Origin of the sequence: Hymenobacter taeanensis, from assembly GCF_013137895.1 — a bacterium.
In the GTDB taxonomy this organism is placed as follows: domain Bacteria; phylum Bacteroidota; class Bacteroidia; order Cytophagales; family Hymenobacteraceae; genus Hymenobacter; species Hymenobacter taeanensis.
Map to the genome: position 1 here is coordinate 4,301,377 of NZ_CP053538.1, position 21,729 is coordinate 4,323,105.

The 21,729-nt window shown below is 59.3% G+C and carries 16 protein-coding genes; 13 read left to right on the top strand and 3 right to left on the bottom strand.

Annotated features, from left to right (window positions below):
• The 4 genes from HMJ29_RS18055 (at position 1) to HMJ29_RS18070 (ending at position 5,849) form a co-directional block, all read left to right on the top strand.
• Positions 1 to 1,605 (top strand): DUF5691 domain-containing protein, encoded by a 1,605-nt coding sequence (locus HMJ29_RS18055; protein ID WP_171592805.1) that lies wholly within the window; start codon positions 1 to 3, stop codon positions 1,603 to 1,605.
• A gap of 59 nt (positions 1,606 to 1,664) precedes the next feature.
• Positions 1,665 to 2,762, top strand: a complete 1,098-nt coding sequence (locus HMJ29_RS18060) for an ATP-binding protein (protein ID WP_171592806.1) — start codon at positions 1,665 to 1,667, stop codon at positions 2,760 to 2,762.
• 48 nt (positions 2,763 to 2,810) lie between these two features.
• Positions 2,811 to 3,368, top strand: coding sequence for a hypothetical protein (locus HMJ29_RS18065; RefSeq protein WP_171592807.1), 558 nt, complete (start codon positions 2,811 to 2,813; stop codon positions 3,366 to 3,368).
• A 114-nt stretch (positions 3,369 to 3,482) separates the two neighbouring features.
• Positions 3,483 to 5,849 (top strand): DUF5682 family protein, encoded by a 2,367-nt coding sequence (locus HMJ29_RS18070; protein ID WP_171592808.1) that lies wholly within the window; start codon positions 3,483 to 3,485, stop codon positions 5,847 to 5,849.
• A gap of 167 nt (positions 5,850 to 6,016) precedes the next feature.
• On the opposite strand, the gene HMJ29_RS18075 is transcribed toward HMJ29_RS18070, so the two are convergent.
• Positions 6,017 to 6,427 carry a response regulator gene (locus HMJ29_RS18075; protein WP_171592809.1) on the bottom strand — a complete coding sequence of 137 codons (411 nt, stop codon included), beginning with the start codon at positions 6,425 to 6,427 and terminating at the stop codon, positions 6,017 to 6,019.
• 102 nt (positions 6,428 to 6,529) lie between these two features.
• Entirely contained in the window at positions 6,530 to 9,151 is a 2,622-nt protein-coding gene (locus HMJ29_RS18080; RefSeq protein WP_410780005.1) for a M1 family metallopeptidase, read from the bottom strand.
• Positions 9,152 to 9,201: 50 nt separating this feature from the next.
• On the opposite strand from HMJ29_RS18080, the gene pxpB reads away from it, so the two are divergent.
• The 8 genes from pxpB (at position 9,202) to HMJ29_RS18120 (ending at position 17,221) form a co-directional block, all read left to right on the top strand.
• Positions 9,202 to 9,945, top strand: a complete 744-nt coding sequence (gene pxpB, locus HMJ29_RS18085) for a 5-oxoprolinase subunit PxpB (protein ID WP_171592810.1) — start codon at positions 9,202 to 9,204, stop codon at positions 9,943 to 9,945.
• A complete protein-coding gene (locus HMJ29_RS18090) occupies positions 9,935 to 10,942 on the top strand; it encodes a 5-oxoprolinase subunit C family protein (RefSeq protein ID WP_171592811.1) in 1,008 nt (335 codons plus the stop codon). The genes pxpB and HMJ29_RS18090 overlap by 11 nt, the downstream gene beginning before the upstream one ends.
• Positions 10,939 to 11,718 (top strand): LamB/YcsF family protein, encoded by a 780-nt coding sequence (locus HMJ29_RS18095; RefSeq protein ID WP_171592812.1) that lies wholly within the window; start codon positions 10,939 to 10,941, stop codon positions 11,716 to 11,718. The genes HMJ29_RS18090 and HMJ29_RS18095 overlap by 4 nt, the downstream gene beginning before the upstream one ends.
• On the top strand, positions 11,715 to 12,905 hold the full coding sequence (locus HMJ29_RS18100; RefSeq protein WP_244679067.1) for an NRAMP family divalent metal transporter: 1,191 nt from the start codon (positions 11,715 to 11,717) through the stop codon (positions 12,903 to 12,905). Before HMJ29_RS18095 ends, HMJ29_RS18100 begins: the two co-directional genes overlap by 4 nt.
• A 395-nt stretch (positions 12,906 to 13,300) precedes the next feature.
• Positions 13,301 to 14,731, top strand: a complete 1,431-nt coding sequence (locus tag HMJ29_RS18105) for an amidohydrolase family protein (protein ID WP_171592813.1) — start codon at positions 13,301 to 13,303, stop codon at positions 14,729 to 14,731.
• A gap of 43 nt (positions 14,732 to 14,774) precedes the next feature.
• Entirely contained in the window at positions 14,775 to 15,314 is a 540-nt protein-coding gene (locus HMJ29_RS18110) for a peptide deformylase (RefSeq protein ID WP_171592814.1), read from the top strand.
• A 281-nt stretch (positions 15,315 to 15,595) separates the two neighbouring features.
• A complete protein-coding gene (locus tag HMJ29_RS18115) occupies positions 15,596 to 15,958 on the top strand; it encodes an Imm51 family immunity protein (protein ID WP_171592815.1) in 363 nt (120 codons plus the stop codon).
• Positions 15,959 to 16,312: 354 nt separating this feature from the next.
• On the top strand, positions 16,313 to 17,221 hold the full coding sequence (locus HMJ29_RS18120; RefSeq protein ID WP_171592816.1) for a DUF6089 family protein: 909 nt from the start codon (positions 16,313 to 16,315) through the stop codon (positions 17,219 to 17,221).
• A 210-nt stretch (positions 17,222 to 17,431) separates the two neighbouring features.
• Here the strand turns inward: HMJ29_RS18120 and HMJ29_RS18125 are convergent, their stop codons facing one another.
• Positions 17,432 to 19,867: a zinc-dependent metalloprotease gene (locus tag HMJ29_RS18125; RefSeq protein WP_244679066.1), complete on the bottom strand. Its 2,436-nt coding sequence runs from the start codon at positions 19,865 to 19,867 to the stop codon at positions 17,432 to 17,434.
• A gap of 531 nt (positions 19,868 to 20,398) precedes the next feature.
• On the opposite strand from HMJ29_RS18125, the gene HMJ29_RS18130 reads away from it, so the two are divergent.
• Positions 20,399 to 21,526, top strand: a complete 1,128-nt coding sequence (locus tag HMJ29_RS18130; RefSeq protein ID WP_216634068.1) for a VWA domain-containing protein — start codon at positions 20,399 to 20,401, stop codon at positions 21,524 to 21,526.
• The last annotated feature ends 203 nt before the right edge of the window (positions 21,527 to 21,729 follow it).

Genomic DNA, 21,729 nt, shown 5'->3' on the forward strand with positions numbered 1-21,729 from the left:
ATGCCGGAGCCTCATTCCACCACTTCCCCAGGCCCAACCGTGCAACCCAGCGCCGACTGGCAGCGGCTGCTGCGCGTGGCCTTGCTAGGAACCCGCCAGATTCCCGATGCTCTGCCGACTGGTGGCCTGACGTTGCCCGCCGCACCCACCGACCCCGACCACCGAGAAAAACAGGCTCTGGCGGCGGCTGGGGCCTTATCACTGGTGCGCAAAGCAGGCTACCACTTTGTGCCGGCCCCAGTAGCAACTCCGGGCGCAGCACCAGCCCCCCCCGATACTGCCCCGCCGCTTGGTACCCAGGGCGCGCAGTTGCTACAGCAGCTGCTAGAGGGCACGCACCAAACGTTGCTTGTTGGCTTTCTAGAAGACATGTATACCCAGGGCCGGCGGGTACCGCATGCGCTGCTGGTGCCTTTGCTGGAGCTGGCCCGCACCCGCCGCGAGCTGCACGGTCCCGCCGCGCAGGTGCTGGGTGAGCGGGGTACCTGGCTGGCAAAGCAGCACCCGGGTTGGCTGCCTATGCTGGTAAGCACTAACGCTACGCCTGCTAGTACCACCTGGGAAACGGGCACCACCGCCGAGCGAGCTTCCTTTCTGAGTCAGCTCCGGAGCACCGCGCCAGTTCAGGCGCGGGAGCTGCTGGCGGCAGTTCTTCCACAGGAACCCGCCAAAAACCAGGTCCACTTGCTGGAAACCCTGCGTACAGGGCTGTCGGCCAACGACATGCCGTTGCTGGAGCAGTATCTCGCGTCAAAAAACAAGGATGTGCGACTCGTGGTGCGCCCCCTGTTGGCGAAGGTGCCGGGCAGTAGGCTGCTTGAGCGGGTGTGGCAGCGCGCTGAGCCACTTATTCGGTTAAAAACCTCTCTCCTCACCAAGAAGCTGGTGGTAGAGCTTCCAGACCAGCCCTGGGAAAAAACCTGGTTGGCCGATGGTCTTGAGCAGCACGACAGCCGTTTTCAAGGCGACCGGGCTACTTTGCTAGGCCAGATGCTGTCCCTCATTCCGCCCCAGCGCTGGACAACCCACTTCCGGCTCACTACTCCTAAACTGCTAGACCTGGCAGCCAATACAGAGTGGGGGGCGCTGCTCATTAGTGGCTGGGCCGAGGCGGCCATTTTGCACCAGGATGCCAGCTGGGCCGCTGCCCTATTAGAATGGCTTTACGAGAAGCCCCGGAAGCTGCCCCCTCTACAGGCTCTTGGGAGGCTGATGGCCCAACTCTCCCCTGCCCAATTCACCAGCCTGCTTTTGCCCCTACTGGCAGCTGCTCCAAACTTCAGCCCTGAGGTGCGCTGGCTACCCGTGCTTCTGCAGGGCTCCGCTCCGTGGTCGGAAACCCTGACGCGCCGGGTTGTAGAAGTGCTGCTTGAGGCACTCGTTCGGCCTGAGCAGTTGCACCGCATGCATTACGCCGCCAGTCAGCTATTCGAGCATATGGCCCAGGTGGTGCCGGCTAGCCAGTACGTCCTTTGCGCCCGTAGCCTGGAGCCACTCCTGCATGACGTGCCTTACGTCCATAACAGTCTTTCCCGTCTGCTCAGCACGCTCCATTTCCGCCAGCAGCTTACGGAGGCCCTTACTGAGCCACCTGGCCTAGACTAACCTCCCGCCAGGTTTCTTCCTTCATTTCTTGCTCTCACCCGCCTAGCTTACGTGCTCCTATGTCACACAAGTCTACCTCCGAAGTGCTGCGCCCCCACGTAGAGGTGCAATACGCCGATGAACTCGCCGCTCTGGCTTCCATTGACGACCGCCCGAAGCCGCCGAACTGGCAGCTCTCGCCCTGGGCCGTGGTCACCTACCTGCTGGGTGGCAAGCTGGACAATGGATTCGAGATTGAGCCCAAGTACATTGGGCAGCGGCGCCTAATGGAAATTGCCGTGGCTACCCTGGCCACCGACCGCGCCCTGCTGCTGCTGGGCGTACCCGGCACGGCCAAAAGCTGGGTTTCGGAGCACCTGACTGCCGCCATCAGTGGGCACTCCAACCTGCTGATTCAGGGCACGGCCGGCACCAGTGAAGATGCCATCCGCTACTCCTGGAATTACGCCCGCCTCATTGCCGAAGGCCCCTCCGCGGCGGCCCTTGTGCCCTCACCCCTGCTCAAAGGCATGCAGGAAGGCGCCCTGGTCCGGGTAGAAGAGCTCACCCGCATCCCCTCCGACGTGCAGGACACGCTCATCACCGTCCTCTCCGAAAAGGTATTGCCCGTGCCCGAGCTGGCTACCGAAATCCAAGCCACCCGCGGCTTCAACGTAATTGCCACTGCCAACGACCGCGACAAGGGCGTAAACGAGCTGAGCAGCGCCCTGCGCCGCCGTTTCAACACCGTGGTGCTGCCCCTACCTACCTCCGTGGCCGAGGAAGTGCAGATTGTCCACTCCCGCGTGGAGAAAACCGGCCGGGCCCTACAGCTGCCACCCACCATCACGGCCCTGGAGCAAATCAGCCGCCTCGTGACCGTCTTCCGGGAGTTGCGCTCCGGTGTGACGGAGAACGGCAAAACCAAGCTCAAGAGCCCGAGCGGCACCCTCAGCACCGGTGAGGCCATTTCGGTGCTCAACAGTGGCCTAGCCCTGGCCGCCTACTTCGGCGACGGCACCCTGCAAGCCGCCGACCTCGCCGCCGGCCTCACCGGCGCCGTCATCAAAGACCCCGTGCAAGACCGCGTGGTATGGCTGGAGTACCTGGAAACCGTAGTAAAAGAGCGCGACGGGTGGAAGGACTTGTACCGGGCCTGCCGGGAGGTGGTAGAGTAAAGAACGATGTCTTATTCTATCACATTAAGCCGGTTAGGTGCCGACCTAATGCACGAGTTACCTATTAAAGCTGCTGAATGGGAAGCGTGTGTGCGCAAACTAGAAGGCACCCGCCTCAGTGGTAAGCCTAGCAACCGAGAGATAGAGTTCTACAACGAGAACCATCAGCATTGGGAGCCATTGTTCTGGCTCGATGAACGAGGTTGCGCCCACAGCAATGCCCTGCATTATTTCGGCCAAGAAGACCTTGAAATGAGCCGACACCTAAAAGGCATGCAGATAGCGCAGTGCCTGAACACGTACATCAGCGGGGAGGAGGGTTCCTTCTTTTATATTCCTGGCTGGCATAGCTATTTCTGGAATGACACAGATGAGTTGGAAGCTGTCAGCATTGATGAATTGCTAGAATACCGGCGGCAGTACGATGATGATGCTGGTAATATGGCGGAAAGGCTCAAGGCCATTCGGGCAGCAATGGAGGTGCAGGCCCCACCTAAGCTTAGCACAGTTTCTCCGTCAGCCCCATCGCGCCAATCTTACCAGTGGCTTTTTTGGTTGATGCTGCTGATAGCAGCTTATTATTTGGAACAGCTGCTCTTGTTTTAGGTGATTATTCCCAGAATTCCTGAACATATATGGCAACAGATACCAAGTGATATCAGCGGCTGCTATCAGAAAGGCGCGAATACCAAAGCTCCTATAATAAGCCTATTTTAACCTATGCCCACTGACCTGCGCCTATACGGCATCCGCCACCACGGCCCTGGCAGCACCGCCAGCCTCTTGAAGGCGCTGGATGCGTTTCAGCCCGATTTGGTACTGATGGAGTGCCCCGCTGATGGGGAGAAAGCCCTGGCGCTGGCTTCCAATCCGGAGCTGAAGCCGCCCGTGGCATTGCTGATTTATAACCCCAAGCAGCATGCCCAGGCCAGCTTCTTTCCTTTTGCGCACTTCTCGCCGGAGTGGCAGGCGGCGCAGTGGTGCCAGCAGCATGGCGCCCACCTGCGCTGCTTCGATCTGCCAATGACGCTGCGGTTTGCCTTGCCGGATACCGTTGAAATGCAACCTCACCCCCTAGCCCCCTCTCCTCAGGGAGAGGGGGAACCAGCCACTAGTTCTAAAGCAGACGACCAAGTTGCCGATAACCCGACTGGTCCAGAAAAGCCAGAAGCTGATCTAGAAACCCTAGAACAAGTCCCCCCTCTCCCTGAGGAGAGGGGGCTAGGGGGTGAGGTTCCCCTCCGCCACGACCCCATTGCCCACCTCGCCCGCCTCGATGGGTACACCGATGGGGAGCGGTGGTGGGAAGCTCGCATTGAGCACAGCGCCGGCCACGCCGATACATTTGAGGTGGTACTGCACACGATGACGGCCCTGCGGGAAGAGCTGGCCCAGCCTGAATCGGAAGAAACCTTACTGCGGGAGGCCTACATGCGCGAAACCATGCGCGCCTCCCTCAAGCAGGGCTACCAGCGGGTGGCGGTGGTGTGCGGGGCCTGGCACGCACCGGTGCTGCGCCTGGAGGAGTTGCCGCGCTACGCCAAGGAAGACAAAGCTCGCCTGAAGGGGTTGAAGAAAGCGCCCACTGAAGCCACCTGGGTGCCTTGGACCTATGAGCGCCTGGCTTTCCAATCGGGGTACGGCGCGGGGGTACTCTCGCCGGCCTGGTACGAGCTGCTGTTCGCGGAGCCCCACGACCGGGTGGTAACGCACTGGATGGTGCGCGCCGCCCACCTGCTGCGTGCCCAGCAGATGGATGCCTCGTCGGCGCATGCTATTGAGGGGGTGCGCCTGGCGGAGACGCTGGCCGCCGTGCGCGGGCTAGCCCTGCCCGGTATTGAGGAGCTGGAGGAAGCCGCGGTGAGCATCTTCGGGGGTGGCTACGCCGAGGCCCTGGAGCTGGTGCATCAGCAGCTGGTGGTGGGGGAAGCCCTGGGCGAAGTGCCTGAAGAGCTGCCAGCCTCGCCCCTGCAGCAAGACCTAGCCCAGCAGCAAAAGGCGCTACGCCTGAAGCCCGAAGCCACGTCCAAAACCCTGGCCCTCGACCTGCGCAAAGACCTCGACCTAAGCCGCAGCCACTTGCTGCACCGCCTGCAGCTACTCAGCATCCGGTGGGGCAAGCCCCAACAAGTGCAGGGCAAGAGTGGCACCTTCCATGAGGTATGGGAACTGCAGTGGCGCCCCGAAATGGTCCTGGGCATACTGGAAGCCGGCCGCTGGGGCAACACCATTTTGAGTGCCGCTAGCGGCGCAGCCAATCATCGCGCCGAGCAGGCCACCGACCTAGGCCAGGTCAGCCAGTTGCTGGAAGAAGCCCTCCGCGCCGACCTGGCCCCGGCCCTGCCCGCACTGGTGGCCCGCCTCGAAGCCCTCAGCGCCGGCACCCGCGACGTAGCCCACCTACTTTCAGCCCTGCCCCCGCTGGTAAACGTGCTGCGCTACGGCAACGTGCGTCGTACCGAAACGGCCCAAGTGGCGCACGTGGTTCACCACTTGGTGCCGCGCCTGTGCATTTCGCTCCCCCTGGCTTGCACCGGCCTCGACCGTGATGCCGCCAGTCAGTTGCTGGAGCGCCTCGAAGCCGCCCACCAAGCCATTCGCCTGCTCCCCAACGAAGACCAGCAGGCTCATTGGTACGCGGCCCTGCATATCATTAGCCGGCAGCCGGCCAGCAGTGGCCTACTAGCCGGCGTGGCAGCTCGCCTGCTCTTCGACACCCAACAATTAGCACCCGAGGAAACAGCCACCCTGCTAGGCCTAGCGCTGGCCCCAGCCCAACCCACCGACTACGCCACCGCATGGATTGAAGGTTTCCTGCGAGGCAGCGGCCTGCTGCTCATCCACAACCGGGTGCTGTTTGACTTGCTGGACGAGTGGCTTTCTGGCCTTGATGAAGCGGTTTTCCAAGAAACAGTGCCCCTGCTCCGCCGCTCCTTCGCCGACTTCAGCCAACCTGAGCGCCAGCAGGTACTAGCCCTGGCCGTAGGTGGAGCCGCGCCCCAAGCCGCACTGGAAGCCGATTTCGACCTGGAACGTGGCCTGCGGGTGCTGCCCGTACTACGGGAGTTGCTGGGTATATTGACCTAGCATACAATGTAGAGACGCAACACTTCGCGTCTTGGCGCTAAACGACTACGTTGGAGCGCCTGGCCCGGAGAGGTCAATCGAACAACAGCAACAAAGGGAGACGCGAAGTGTCGCGTCTCCCTTTGTTGCTGTTGCCCTCTGTGTATTGCTTATTCTGCTATTGACTACTAATCTGGTAACACCCGCTGAAAATGCGTCTGCAATAACTCTTGCACCATTTGCTTGGTGAGGGGCTTGCTTAAGAAACCCTGAATGGGCAGCTCCTGGAGGCGGGCAATATCGCGCGGATGCAATGAGGTAGTGAGCATAACCAAGATGATGGATTGCCGGTAGGCCTCTTCCAAGGTGGCGTAGGCTTCCAAAAACTCGAAGCCATTCATGACCGGCATGTTCACATCAAGCAGAATGAGGGCCGGACGGCTCTGCTGCTGGCCCTGTGTCATAATGTGCAGGGCCTGCTGCCCATTCTCGGCCACTAAAACCTGATGCGCTACTTGTAAGTCTTCCAGCAACAGGCGGTTGAGAAAATTAGTCGTCTTGTCATCATCAATTAATAGAATGCTGGAAAGCTTCTCCATCTAAAATAAGCGGGATATTTCTTCAGGCAGACATGAAAATCACGCCCTCTCAAAGGTATGCTTACCTACTCAAAAAGCTTCCTGTCGAGCTTAGAGCCACTTTTATGGTACTAGCTTCTCGGCTCGAAACACATCATCGGCCGCCTGCAACAGCTTAGCTCGCAGTTTAGGATTGTAGCCGGGGTGAGCCGCCAGAAAATCCCGCACGGTGCGGGCGGCGGTGGGCGTTTGGTAAGAGCCCAGCGTAGCCTGCAGCCAGAAGTATGGGAAGAAAATGTCGCCGGTCTGCTGAATTTCTTCGAGCAGGGCTAGGCTCTGGGGCAGGTACTTCTCGGAGGTGGCGGCCCGTAGCGGGTGGTGCAGGTAGGCCAGTGCCGCCGTCACCCAGGCTTCTTTCTCCCGGTTCTTTTCATCGGAGAGGGAAGCAAAGAAGGCGTCGCGGGTTTGCACGTCGGGCGAGAGGGCCGGCATCAGGAACTCCATCCGCTTTTTACGGTCGGGGTTTTGGATGCGGGTGAGCTGCTTGGGCAGAATGGGCGTGCTAGCGGGGTAGTCGCGCACGGCTAGGGCCAGCGCCAGGGCGGTGTAGTCGTCTTCGGTAAGTTTCACGCCCGCGGGGGCCTGCTCCTTGTCCCAGATCTGGTAGAGGCGCGTTTGGGCATCCTTGGTCAGCGCCACCGACTGATATGCTTTGAATAGCAGCTTTTTGGAATTGGCGGCCGGGTTTTGCTGCATAGCATGCCACAGCTCTCGCTCTAGGGCCGGCGCCAGGGCCAGGCGGTCGGCGGGCTTCAGCAGCTTCCAGTAAATATCGGTCAGCTGGCCCGTCAGCAGCTTGAGGTTCAGCTCCTCTTTCTCCTGCGGCAGTGCCTTGCGGTACACGTCTAGCAGCTGCCGGGGCGCCAGACTGCGGCCAATCAGCATGTTCTCGTAGAGGTTTACGTAGGCTGCGGCCCGCGCCACAGGGTTGCGCAACTGGCCTAGGCCAGTCGTCAGCTGCTTATCAACCGGAAAAACTCCGTAGCCCAGGCCGCTAGAGTTGTACAGGATAAACGCTGGGGCCACCTTGCCTTCCGGCTGGGGCAGCTCCACCTGGCGCTGGTTCATATTCACGGTCACCTCCTTCGTTCGACCATCGGGGTACACCAGCAGCACCTCAAACAGCTGAGGCCACAGCCGGTCCGATTTATCCTCGGCCTGCTGGGTAATAACCACCTCGGTGCTGCGGCCGTCTTTGGTGAGCAATTGATAGTCGAAGATGGGGCGACCGGGCTGGTTCACCCACACCTGGTTCCAGGCCTGCAGGTCGGCGGGGGTGCGGGCGTCGAGAATCTGGATGAGGTCGGGCCAGGTGGCGTTGCCAAAGCTGTACTTTTTGAGGTACTCCTGCAGGCCCTGGCGGAAGGGCTCCTCTCCCATAAGGCGCTCCAGCTGCCGCATCATAATGGGCGCTTTGTCGTAGATGATGTTGCCGTAGAGCGAGCCGGCATCCTTGAGGTTATCCAGCTCCTGCCGGATGGGGTTGGCGCCGGTAGTGCGGTCAACGCCGTAGGCCGCCGGGTAGTGGTCGATAACGAACTTGAGGTCGTAGTTGGAGTTGGCTACGGCCACCTGCGTGATTTTATCAGCCATGAAGTTGGCAAACACCTCCTTCATCCACACGTCGTTGAACCACTGCATGGTCACCAAATCCCCGAACCACATATGGGCGGTTTCGTGGGCAATCAGGTTAGATCGGCTGATCTTCTGGTCCTGCGTGGCGCCTTCGTCCAGAAACAGGGTGCTGGCTTTATAGTCGATGGCGCCCACGTGCTCCATGCCGCCGTACTGGAAATCGGGTAGGGCCACAAAATCGAACTTACGAAACGGGTACGGAATGCCGGTGTAACTCTCCAGAAACTTCAGCGCATCAGCGTGAATCTGAAAGATGGGGTCCAGGCTCAGGCGCAGCTTGTCCTTATCCGTTTCCCGATGAAGAAACTGCATTTCCCGGCCAGCTAGTGTGCGCGAGAGCCGCGTGAACTTGCCCGCCGCAAACGAGAATAGGTAGGTGCTAATGGTGTCTGAGGGTGCGAAGCGGTATGTCTTGTTGTCGGCCGTCAGGGTAGAATCCTGCAGCGGCCCGTTGGCCATTGCCTGCCAGGTCTTCGGTAGCGTGAGGGTCAGCCCAAAGGAAGCCTTGAGGTTGGGCTGGTCGAAGACCGGGAATACTGTGCGGGCGCGGTCGGGCACTAGCAGCGTGTACAGATAGTCCTCGTTGCGATTGAGACTCTGGTTACCAGCCACAAACGCAATCTGGACTTCATTCAGGCCAGTTTTCAGACTAGCGGCCGGCAGCACTAGGTGCTCATCATGATGGTCGATGGCGACTGGCTGGCCGTTCACCGCTACGCTTTTCAGATTGTTCGTTTGCTCCTTGAAGTCAAGCTGCACGGGTTGACTGGCGGAAGAGAGCTGAAAGCGCACGGTTTCAGTGGCGGCAATGGGGTCGGCTTTGCGGGCTGGGATAGTTAGGTGCAGGTTGTAGGCCAGACGGGAGATGCGGCTAGCGCGGTCCTGAGCCAACTGCTGGCTGACGCCGGGCACTACGGCTACGGGAGTAGCGGCGGGCGAGGCGGGTAGAGCAGCCGTATCAGAAACCATAAGCTTTTTGGAGCAGCCCAACAGGCCTAGGCTGAGCAGAAATACACTGGTGCGCGCACCATTACTATATTGAAGCATCATTCGAGAGGAGTTCCTTCAGGTCGAACACCCAAGGTAAAGCAAACCCACCGATGGAACAGCCTTCACCCCCCAACGATCTGCGGACAACCGCGCAGCTGTACCCCCTCGGCGATGCGGCCGTGGTGCTGCAGCTCGGCCATACAATCAGTGAGGCCACCCACCGCGCCATCCAGGCCCTAGGCCATTCCCTCGATCAGGCCCCTTTCCCCGGCTTACGAGAGTTCGTGCCAGCTTTCACCACCCTCACCGTGTACTACGACCCGTGGATAGTAAGCCGGAATGGTAAACGCAACCCCTACAACGCCGTAGCTGACCGGCTTCACTCACTTCTACGTGAGCTACCCGCTACTGCTGAAACCCAGCCCCAACCCGTCGTAGAAATACCGGTGTGCTACGGAGGCCGCTTCGGCCCCGATCTGGCCGTGGTGGCGGAGCACACTGGCCTAGCACCCGCCGAGGTGATACGGCTGCACACCGAGCCGGAATACCTGGTGTACATGATTGGTTTCGCCCCTGGCTTTCCGTACTTGGGCGGCATGCCCGAGCAGCTTGCCACCCCACGCAAAGCGCAGCCTCGCCCGCTGGTACCCGCCGGCTCGGTGGGCATTGCCGGCGGCCAAACCGGTGTGTATTCATTGCCTACGCCCGGGGGCTGGCAACTGATCGGCCGCACGCCCCGCCGCCTGTTTACGCCCGCAGCCGCTTCGCCCAGTTTGCTACGGGCGGGCCAGCGGCTGCGGTTCGTGGCTATTTCCGAGGAGCAGTACGAACACCTGCTGGAGCATGAGCTGTAGCATCCTTCGCCCCGGCCTGCTCACAACCATTCAAGATGCCGGCCGCTACGGCTACCAGCAGGCTGGCGTTATTGTAAGCGGCCCCATGGACCCGTGGGCCCAGCGCCTGACCAACCTGCTAGTGGGCAACCCGGCCGGCACCGCCGGGCTGGAAATAACGCTGCTGGGCCCCACCATTCGCTTTGAAGCCGACCATCTGATCTGCATAAGCGGCGCTGACTTATCCGCCACGCTTGATGACCAGAAGCTACCCCTGAACCGGGCCATGGCGGTGCGGCAAGGCAGCACGTTGGCCTTTGGCGCCGCGCGCTCGGGCTGCCGGGCTTACCTGGCCCTTTCCGGCGGATTCGCGGTGCCAACAGTGCTCGGCAGTCAATCTACGTACTTGCGGGCGCAGTTGGGTGGCCTGGAGGGCCGATCCCTGCAGGCGGGAGATGTAGTTCCGGCAGTTGGCCCCACTCCTGCCGGGCAGCAGCTGCACCAGCGCCTTTTAGCGCACTCGCCTGACCAGCGCTGGGTTGCTGCGCCGTGGTATCCGGAAGTAGCACCTGCTCCTGCTTCCGGTACAGTTACTACTGTGCGCGCCATTCGGGGGCCGGAGTATGCACTGTTTACCGACGAGAGCCAGCAGGACTTTTGGCAGCAGGATTTCACCGTAACCCCACACTCTGACCGCATGGGCTACCGCCTGGCGGGGCCGGAGCTACACCACCACACCGAGCGGGAAATTCTCTCCACGGCCGTTACCTTCGGCACGGTGCAGGTACCAGCCGGCGGCCACCCCATCGTGCTCATGGCCGACCACCAAACCACCGGCGGCTACCCTCGGATTGGCCAAGTCATCTCAGCCGATTTTCCCCTGCTGGCCCAAGTGCCGCCGGGCGCACGGCTGCGTTTTCAGGAGATCGGGCTTACCGAGGCGCAGTACTGGTATCTGCGCCAGGAAAAAAAATTTCAGCAACTTCAACGGGCCCTTGCCCTGCTCCACTATCCATGAACCACCCCTACGCCGTCGACCTAAACTGTGATATGGGAGAAAGCTTCGGCGCCTACTCCCTGGGCCACGACGAAGCCATTCTGCCCTTCATCACCTCCGCCAATATTGCCTGCGGCTACCACGCCGGCGACCCGGCCGTGATAAAGCGCACCGTGCGCCTAGCTCTGCAGCACGGCGTCGCCATTGGGGCCCACCCCGGCCTGCCGGACCTGGTTGGTTTCGGCCGCCGCGAAATGGCCGTTTCCCCGGAAGAGGCCTACGACATGACGGTGTACCAACTGGGCGCTCTGGCCGCGTTTGTGCTGGTGGAGGGCGGCACCGTGCACCACGTAAAGCCCCACGGCGCCCTCTACAATATGGCCGCCATAAACCCAGCCCTCGCCGAGGCTATTGCCGAAGCGGTGTACCGGGTGCAGCCCGAAGCCTGCCTGTACGGCCTGGCCGGCAGCGCCCTCATCAGCGCCGGCCAGAAGCTAGGCCTGTCCACCGCCCACGAGGTTTTCGCCGACCGCACCTACCAGCCCAACGGTACTCTCACGCCTCGCCGCCAGCCCAACGCCCTCATCACGGATCCACTGGGGGCCATTGCCCAAGTGGTGCGCATGGTGAAAGAAGGCCGCGTGCAGGCTTTGTCTGGCGAAGAGGTGGCAATTCAGGCGGATACCGTGTGTATTCACGGCGACGGAGCGCACGCCCTGGAGTTTGCTCAGCAAATCAGGGGTACGCTCCAGCAAGAGGGCATTACGGTGCGGGCTCGTCAGCTGCACACCGCGTGAGGCCGGCTCGCAACTGGGGCGTGCTGCTGGGCGCCGCCTTCCTGATGGCTACCTCCGCGGTTGGCCCCGGCTTCCTGACCCAAACCACCGTCTTCACCCAGTCGCTGGGTGCCAGCTTCGGCTTCGTTATTCTTACCTCCATCTTGATTGATATTGGGGTGCAGCTGAACATTTGGCGGGTTATTGCCGTGTCGGAGCTGCGGGCCCCGGATATTGCTAACCGGGTGCTGCCGGGCCTGGGCGGCTTTATTTCGGCCTTGATTGTACTGGGTGGCCTAGCCTTCAACATCGGGAACGTGGGCGGCGCCGGCCTGGGCCTGCAGGTACTCACGGGCCTACCGGTCACGCTCTGCGCGGTGCTGGCGGCGGCCGTGGCTCTCACGGTGTTTCTGGTGCGGGAGGCCGGCCCCGTCATGGACCGCTTTGCCCAGTTCATGGGACTCGTCATGATTGTGGTCATCATCTACGTGGCCGTCACTACGGGCCCGCCAGTAGCCGAGGCAGCCTTACGCACCTTCGCGCCTTCCCGCATCGACCCCACGGCCATCATCACCCTGGTGGGCGGTACGGTGGGCGGCTACATCACCTTCGCCGGCGGCCACCGCCTGCTCGATGCCGGCGTGAAAGGCTCCGCCGCCTTGCCCCAAGTGACCCAAAGCGCCGTGATGGGCATTTCAGTAGCCTCCCTGATTCGGGTGTTTCTGTTTCTGGCTACGCTGGGAGTAGTCAGCCGAGGCCTCGCCATTGACGCCAGCAACCCGCCCGCTTCAGTTTTTCAGCTGGCCGCCGGGCAAGTGGGCTATAAGCTATTTGGCGTAGTGATGTTTGCGGCGGCAGTCACGTCCATTATCGGCTCGGCTTACACCTCCATATCCTTCCTGAAGTCGATGGTGCCGAGCGTGGCCCGGCACGAAAACCGCTGGATCATCGGGTTCATCGTTCTATCTACCCTAGTATTTGTCGGGGTTGGGAAACCGGTGAGCCTGTTGGTGTGGGCCGGCGCGCTGAATGGTTTTATCCTACCCATCACCCTTGGCACGCTGCTAGTGGCTGCTTACCGTCCTAGCGTAGTCGGCACCTACCGCCACCCAATTTGGCTGACGGCCTTTGGCATTCTGGTAGTTCTGGTGATGACCTTCATGAGCGGAAAGGTGCTAATGCAACAGGTAATGGCGCTATTAGGATAATAACTCTCTGTGTCTAGAAGGCTAAATACTAGCTCCCCTCCTCAGATGATTCTGCGCATCAAGCGGCGTGAGGTTGGGGTGGTTGACTGCTGAAAGAACGACCATACCAGTGCGTCATGTCGAGCTTGCCGAGACATCTCGCGTGCTGACATTGCAATGCTAACTGTCATGCTTGATCTGGCGTCCGCTTGCCGAAGTATCTCTACCGCTTCGTTGCGGAGGCCTACGCCAGTAATCAGTAAGAGGTAGAAATGCTTCAACAAGCGGACGCCAGATCAAGCATGACAGTCTAGTATGAGTCTGTTCACCTAGTCGTTCTAGGCCACCTCAACCACCCCCAGCCCCTCCTTACCTAAGGAGGGGAGTTAGTCTTCAAGGCTTTACCTTGTACTAATATGAAGCTTCTCTCCCGCTTACTTGCCTGCTCCTTCCCCATCTTGGCAGGCTGCGCCACCCAACCTCCCCAACAGGCCTACGACCTCGTCATCACTCACGCTAACGTGGTGGACATAGAAACCGGCCATATCCGGCCCGACCAAACTCTAGCCATTACCGACGGCCAGATCCGGCAGGTAAGCAAGGCGAGTGGCCTAGCATTAACTGCTAAGCGCACCATTGATGCCCACGGCAAGTACCTGATTCCGGGGCTCTGGGACATGCACGTGCACTTTCGCGGCGGCGACTCCCTGATTACGGCCAACCGCAACCTGCTCCCGCTCTACCTGGCCCACGGCATCACCACCGTCCGCGACGCGGGCGGCGACCTGACTCCGGCGGTTTTTGAATGGCGCAAGCAAATTCGGGCTGGCAAGCTGGCAGGGCCTACCATCTATACTTCGGGACCTAAAATTGATGGCCCCAACCCCACCTGGGCAGGCTCTTTGCCAGTCGTGACGCAAGCAGATATTGACAAGGCCCTGGACTCTCTACAGGCCTTAAAGGTTGATTATGTCAAGATCTATGAGAGCACCATCTCGCGGGATGCCTTCCTGAATACTATTTCAGCCGCCGAGAAGCGGGGCTTGACCACCACCGGCCACATGCCCTACACCGCCACCTTGCGCGAGGCATCGGACCGGGGCCTGGATGCCTCGGAGCACTTGTATTACGTGTTCAAAGCCTGCTCCAGCAAGGAAGACAGCATCACCACGGCCGTGCAGCGCAGCCTGGGCACCCCTAAGCCCCTGGGCCTGTTTGCGGCGCTGCCGGCCATTTACCGCACCTTCGACCCGGCCGCCGAGGCCCGCATTTACCAGACGCTGGTGAAAAACAAAACGGCCGTGGTGCCTACGCTCTACATTCAGAAGCTACTGGCCGAACTTCCCGTAACTGACCACTCCCGCGATACACTCCTGGCCTACATCGACCCCAAAATTCAGCGCACCTACGCCGGCCGACTGAACGGGGCCCGCCGCCAGTCAGCCGCTACCCAAGCCTTTAATAAACAGCTCGGCGCGAAGTTTATGACCCTGGTACCCGCCATGCAGAAGGCGGGCGTTACGCTGCTGGCTGGCTCCGACAGCGGTGCCTCCAACTCCTACGTGTACCCTGGCACTTCCTTGCTGGGTGAGCTGGAGCTCTTGGTGCAAGCCGGCCTAACGCCAGCCCAGGCTCTGCAAGCCGCCACCATCAACGGTGCCCGTTTTTTAAAAGCCGACCAACGCTCCGGCACCATACAGGCTGGCAAAGAAGCTGATTTGGTACTGCTAGACCAAAACCCCTTAACTGACATCCGCAGCCTGCGCCAGATCAACACGGTTATTGCCCACGGTCAGGTTTACACCGCCGCCGACTTACGCCAGATGATGCTGGCGGTAAAGCACTAAATGTAACGCAGCAGGTAGTTACCCACTGTCAAACAACAGAAATATGCCCATCCGCGAAATTCTTCAGCTCGGCCACCCCGTGCTACGCCAGATAGCCCAGCCCGTACCCGACCCCACCGCGCCAGCCGTGGCTGACCTCGTAACGGACCTTGCAGACACCGTAGGCCACTGGCGCGACACTACCGGCTACGGCCGCGCCATTGCGGCACCCCAAATTGGCGAGCTGCAGCGCGTGATTCTGCTGCGCCTGCCGGGCCAGCCGGTGTGGCCGCTCATCAACCCCAGCATCATTGATTACAGCCCCGAAAAGCTGGTTGTGTGGGATGCCTGCCTGTCTTTCCTCTCCATCTTCATGCAAGTGGAGCGCTATGAGTGGATTACCGTGCGCTACCAGGACCTGCTAGGCCAGTGGCACGAAACCCGCGCCGGCCGCGAAGACGACCTCGCCGAGCTACTCCAACACGAAATCGACCACCTCGACGGCACCCTCTCCATTGACCGGATGGTGGACGTGAAAAGCCTTTGCTCCCGCGAAGAATTCGAACGTCAGCACCGCGCCGATAGCCCCTATGCCCAAAAGTGAAATTGTGAGGTTGTGAAGTGGTGTTTTGTGGTTTTATCCCAAACAAGCCCGTCATGCTGAGCTTGCTGAAGTACCTTTCGTGCTGATGCGGCTGGTTGTGGAGACACCTATTTTGTGTCTACTCATTGAACGACTGGCCTAGAACAACAATTGAAGAACATCAGCAACTAGGAGACACAAAATAGGTGCCTCTACTACAGTTCGAGCGCCAATCAGCAAGCTCAGCATGACTCTCTGGGGTGGTAAGCGTTTACCCAATTAGTACCTGTACCTTTGGACTAATGGCTAATGTCTATTACCCCTTTGTTGTTTTTGATCTGCAGCAGCAGGCTACGCCCGAGCGCCAGTACCGCATTGTGGTAGATTTATCCGACATGGACGACTATTACACGGTATTCGAGCGGTACGGCTTTAGCGGCAGCGGAGCTTCCTGGGCTGAGCACATCGAAACCATTGTGGAAGAGCACGCCCCCGAGCTGCTGGAACATATTGAGCTAGCGGGCGAAAGCGAAGTCTTCAGCGCCTACACTGACAGCCGTGCCAGTGCCCAGCAGTTCCTGAGCCTCGTTCATCCCATTTTCGCCGACCTAGGCAGCCTAAGCAAGTACCTCAGCCAAGCAGACCCCGGCGACTTTTTCGAGTAGGCCCTTGAAGAACTAACTGCTGCCCAACAACGAGAGATATGTGTTCCTACGATCCTACCAAGATTGGTTTGCACTTCACGTGCAGGCGGAAATTTTCACTATGGCAAAATAAGATAAATCACAATTTCTTAATCTACTTAGCACACCCGCCTGTCATATCTGTTAAAGTACTAATATACAAGTACTTACAAAAAAAATAAGGCGTTAAAACGAGATTTTAGCCTATATATTCCCCCTTTTCCCATATTAGGAAAGTTTTTTTAGTTATAAAAGTGAAACGATTAGCGTGTATTTTTGCTCTGTGTCACCGTGCTGTCACGAACTGTGTGTGTGTTTGACCATTTTTGACTCTGTATGAAACCAACTTTTACCCTGTCTTTATTGACATGTGCAGCAACCTGCCTTCTCTCAGCAGAAGCTAATGCACAGAGCTTTAAGGCGAAGTACCGATATACATCTTTGGGCGCCAGCCTGAATGCAACTAACTATTTCGGCGATATTGTTCCGGAAGCCAACGTTAGTAGTATGCGCCTGGGAGCTTCACGGGCTGGGCTGGGCCTTAGTGCTACTCGACGGCTAAGCTCCCGTATTTCCGTACGGGCTGGCCTGACGTATGGTCGGGTAGTCGGTTCAGACAACCAAGCTTCCAGTACCGACCCAAACGAGTCATACCGGCACCACCGTAATTTTACTTTCCGGAATGATTTATTAGAACTCTCCGCCGTAGGTATTCTTGATCTTATTCCGAATCACTACGCTTTTATGCAGCGCCCTAACTTTGTGCCTTATCTGTTTGGAGGAGTTGCGGTTTTTCACCACAATCCCAAGGGCCTGGTTGAAGGAGGTACTATTCCGGCATCATTAGAAGAAGGCAGCTATGTGGCTCTGCAACCTCTACGCACAGAAGGCCAGCAGCAACCCTACAACCGGACGCAATTCGCGTTACCCTTTGGCGCGGGACTTCGTTACCGTATTAATAAGCAGTTAGACGCTAACTTGGAACTCGGCTGGCGTAAGACTTTCACAGATTATCTTGACGACGTTAGCGGCAATTATACAAGCGTAACCAACTTGAAATCGGATGCAGCACGCTACTTCGGCCATGATGTTACGCGTTTGGACAATGACCCCAACCGCTTTCCGAATTTCAATGCCCCAGGAAGCGCCCGTGGCAACCGTGACCACCAAGATTGGTATATTATCACAGGCATTACCCTCAACTACATTCTGCCTACCAACGTTGAAGGGTCGAAATTTCGCTAGTATACCCCACTGCCAATAAATGTTGAAGGAGGTCGGAGTCAGAGAAATTTAATTCTTTCAATCTCCTTCACACCCCACACAATACCCTTACGTTGTAGAGATGCCAATGCGTATCCTACAGCGTAAGGGTATTGAACTAATTACGGCTTCTCACTCACAATAATTTTATGCCACATGTAAGCGCCGAGCAATTCTAGCGCTAGGCCTGTTTCAAAAAGCCTCGCACCCATCATCCCCAATTGGGGCGCCGTCAGGCATGGGGAGTGTGGGGGCGGGCTGGAATTTCTCGGGAGCTTCCTCGAATTGCCCGATGGTGCGCAAGGCGGCAAAGGCGGTGGCGCGGCGGCCTTCATCCTTGCCCGACTTCTGCTCTTTGCGCAGGTCCTTCTTCAGCTCTTCTACTTTTAGGGCAGCCAGCGCTTTCACATTAACGGGGGCCTGCGGAGCGGCGGCCAGGGCAAGCAGCTTCTGCAGGGTAAGGGTGTTTACTAAGCGCTGCAGCTCGCCGGGGTAACCGTTTTCGGGCTTAGCACCCCAGGTTTGGGCCAGCAGCTTGTCGAGCACGGCGGCTAGGCCAGGCTGCTCAGCGTGGCGGGCGTGGTACTCTTCGAGGCGGGCGGCGCGCTGGGGGTTCAGCAGAAACTCCAGGGTGGTTGCCGCCGCCGATTCAGCGGCGCTGGTGGGGTCGAAGGTGAGGCCGGTGCGGCTGGGGAAAGTTTCGCGGGAGCGGCCGTAGTTCACGGGGCGCGGCGGAATTTTGGCCAGTAGCTCTTCGGAGAGGGCTAGCTCCTGGGGCGAAATCGTGCGCATGAGAGCATCGAAGGCCTTCCACTGCTCCGCGGGCTCCACAAACTTGGTGATGGTCTGGCCGTCGCCTTTTACGGCGTAGGTGTAGTAGAGCCCGCCTAGTTCCTTAGACGCGGCTTCTACCTGGTAACGCTGCAGCAGGTACATGGGCACCAGCACTTCCTCCAGCATGGCCATGGGCTGACCGGGGGCTAGGGCTTTCTCGGAGAAGCGGGCCAGCAGCTGTTTGCGCACATCCATCAGGCGGTTGAGCTCATCGGCAGCATTGGAGCCCTCATCCCAGAGGTGAGCGGCAGGGTGGGCGCCTCCGGGGGCACGGGCATCGGCGTCGGATATAAACACGTACCCATCGGCCAAGGTCTGCTTCATCATGCCTTGCAGTGCGGCTTTCTCATCGGCCTGCGGACCAAAATCCTGGTAGCCGTAGAGGATGGCCCGTTTGTCCCAGCTGCCGATGCCCACGGCGTAGGCATCGCTCAGGTCAATGCTGCCGTCTGAGCGCGTCTTGATACGGGGCATGGGGTAGTCCATCACCGAAGAGCGGTCTTTGGTGCTGGCCGAGTAGTTGTGGTAGAGGCCTAGGGTGTGGCCTACCTCATGGGCGGCCAGCTGGCGCAGGCGCGCCACGCCCATTTGCAGCATTTCGGGGCTGGTGGGCTTGCCGTCCTCGTAAGGCTGCAGGAGGCCTTCGGCAATCAGGAAATCTTGCCGCACCCGCAAGGAGCCCAGCGACACCTGCCCCTTGATGATTTCGCCTGTGCGCGGGTCGGTGATGGAGGCGCCGTACGACCAGCCGCGGGTGGAGCGGTGCACCCACTGAATTAGGTTGTAGCGGATGTCCATGGGGTCGGCATCCTCGGGCAGCAGCTTCACCTGGAAGGCGTTGCGGTAGCCGGCCGCCTCAAATGCCTGGTTCCACCACGCGGCACCTTCCATCAGGGCCGAGCGCACGGGTTCGGGCGCGCCCCGGTCGAGGTAGTAGATAATGGGCTCTACTGGGTCACTCACGGCTGCGGTGGGGTCTTTCTTCTGGAGCCGATGCCGCACCAGCTGCCGCTTCATGATGGGCTGGTCGATGGGCGTGGCGTAATCCATGTACTCGTTGGCGTAGTAGCCGGCTCGTGGGTCAAACGCGCGAGGCTGGTACTTGCCGTCGGGTAGCTGAATGAACGAGTGGTGCATGTGCACCGTCACGGCGTTCGGGTCGGGTGTAACAGAACTGATTTCACGGCCTTTGGCTTTGCCCGTCAGAGTAATCACGGCCTCGAACTCCGAGTTTTCGGGGAAGGCTTTGGTATTGGGCATGAACACCGCCGAGCGGCTTTCATCGGCCTTGTAGGCCCCTTGCTTGAGGTCTTCCAACTTGTCGCCGATCTGGTGCGAGTCGCGCATCAGGAAGGGCGTAAGGTCTACCAATACTTTGCCTCCCTCCTGCGCCTCGGCCTTGAAGCCCCAGATAACAGACTGCGCAAACGCCTGCTCCACTGATTTTCGCTCGTCGGCATTCTGGCTCACCGCCCGGAAGTCGTAGTTGGGCTGCAGCATCAGAATCTTGGGGCCGCTCTTCACGAACTTCACGATGCGCTGCTGCCCAATCTGGCCGCGGTCCAGGCCCAGGTCGTTGGAGCCTACCCCGTTCGGCAGCGTGCTGACGTAGAGGATTTCCTGGTCGAGCTTGTCAATTTCCAGCAGAATGCGTCCGCCTTTCTCATCCCAGTAAAACGGAAAGAAGCCCGAGAACTTCTGCATTCCTTTCGTTTTCTCGGCTAGGGTCTGGGCTGAGACAAGATGCGAGCTGACCAGCAGGGAGCCAACCAGTAGATAGTACAGTTTCTTCATGCAATGGAAGGATAGAATGAAATCGGCTTAAGGTAGAAAGGGAAGCGATAATTTTTGCGAAAAACCCCACCCCCGGCCCCGCAAATGCTTAATGCGCATTACCTCCGGGAGAGGAGTGTGTTCTGGAAGTACTAATCAATGAACAAGGCGCCAGGTGTGCTTGATCATTCGTGGCTGACAGAGAACGTCATGTCGAGCTGGTCGAGAGACATCTCGCGTGCTAACGTTACTAACGTAACTGTCATGCTTGATCTGGCGTCCGCTTGCCGAAGCATCTCTACTGCTTTGTTGCAATAGGCCTAGGCTAGTAGTTAGTCAGAGGGAGAGATGCTTCGGCAAGCGGACGCCAGATCAAGCATGACGCTATAAGAGTGTCTTTCTAGGCCACATCAACCACCCCTACCCCCCCGCCGCTGGATGTGCGGAATCATCTGAGGAGGGGAACTAGCTCTCGCTTCTAGCGGTAAAATGCGGGTAATTGCGGATAATCTTGTTACTTGGAATTACTCCCGCTACATTATTCTAGTCTCTTTGTCATCTTCCTCTGCTGCTCGCTGGAAACTTGTGTTAGGCTCGCCTGCTGATGCGGCCAATGAAATTCCACTATCGCCGGACTATGGGCGCATGGATGAGGTGCTGACGGCGCTTTATGGCACAGGCGACGGCGAGCGAAAAGCAGGCCTAGGCGGCTCGGCGCCCAGGGTGAGCCGTTGGCTGGGCGACATCCGCACCTATTTCTCCTCTTCGGTTGTAGCCGTTATGCAGCAGGATGCCATGGACCGCCTGGGCCTGCAGCAACTGCTGCTGGAGCCCGAGATTCTGCGCACGGTGCAGGCCGATGTGCATTTGGTAGGCACCTTGATGGCGTTGAGCCGCGTGATGCCGCAGAAGGTCAAGCATACGGCCCGTGAGGTGGTGGGCAAGGTAGTGCACGAGCTGGAGCAGAAACTGGCCAACCCGTTACGCCAGGCAGTGCAGGGTGCCTTGAGCCGGGCGGTGCGCAACCCACGCCCCCGCTACGCCGAAATAAACTGGGCCGCTACCATTCGGGCTAACCTCAAGCATTACCAACCCGCTTACAAAACGGTGGTCCCGGAAAAGCTCATCGGCTATGGACGGCGCGGCCAGGCCCTCAAGGAAATTGTGCTGTGCGTAGACCAAAGCGGCTCCATGGCCTCCTCAGTGGTGTACGCGGGCGTATTTGGCGCGGTGCTGGCCTCCATCAAAGCCGTGAAAACCCATATGGTAGTGTTTGACACGGCTGTAGCTAACCTCTCCGAGAACCTGCAGGACCCCGTAGATCTGTTATTCGGAGTGCAGCTCGGTGGGGGCACCGATATCAACCTGGCCCTTACCTACTGCCAGCAGCTCATCACCCGCCCCACCGACACCATCTTGGTACTCATCAGCGACTTGTATGAGGGCGGCAACGAGCGGGAAATGCTCAAGCGCGCCGCCTCCCTAAAAGCGACCGGCGTAACGGTAGTAGCTCTACTAGCCCTCTCCGACGACGGCGCCCCGAGCTTTGACCGGCGGATGGCGGAGAAACTAGCTGCGTTAGGCCTTCCTAGCTTTGCCTGCACCCCAGCGCAATTTCCGGAACTGATGGCGGCTGCCATTCAGGGGCAGGAGCTCAAAGGCAGCTATGGGCAAGCCTGACGTGGCCTGATGCGCGTGTGTAAGAGAGAGATGCCACGCGGCCCTGGATAACGTAACGGGCAACTGCTGTAGTAAGAGCTAGCCCCTCCCACAAAAGAGCTTATTGGCAGTATGCGCCAATATTTCGCGGGCGTATTTCTGGGTGCTATGCCTCTATTATCAATGGCTCAACTTTGAGAATAGCTGCTGTGCAATTGGTCCAG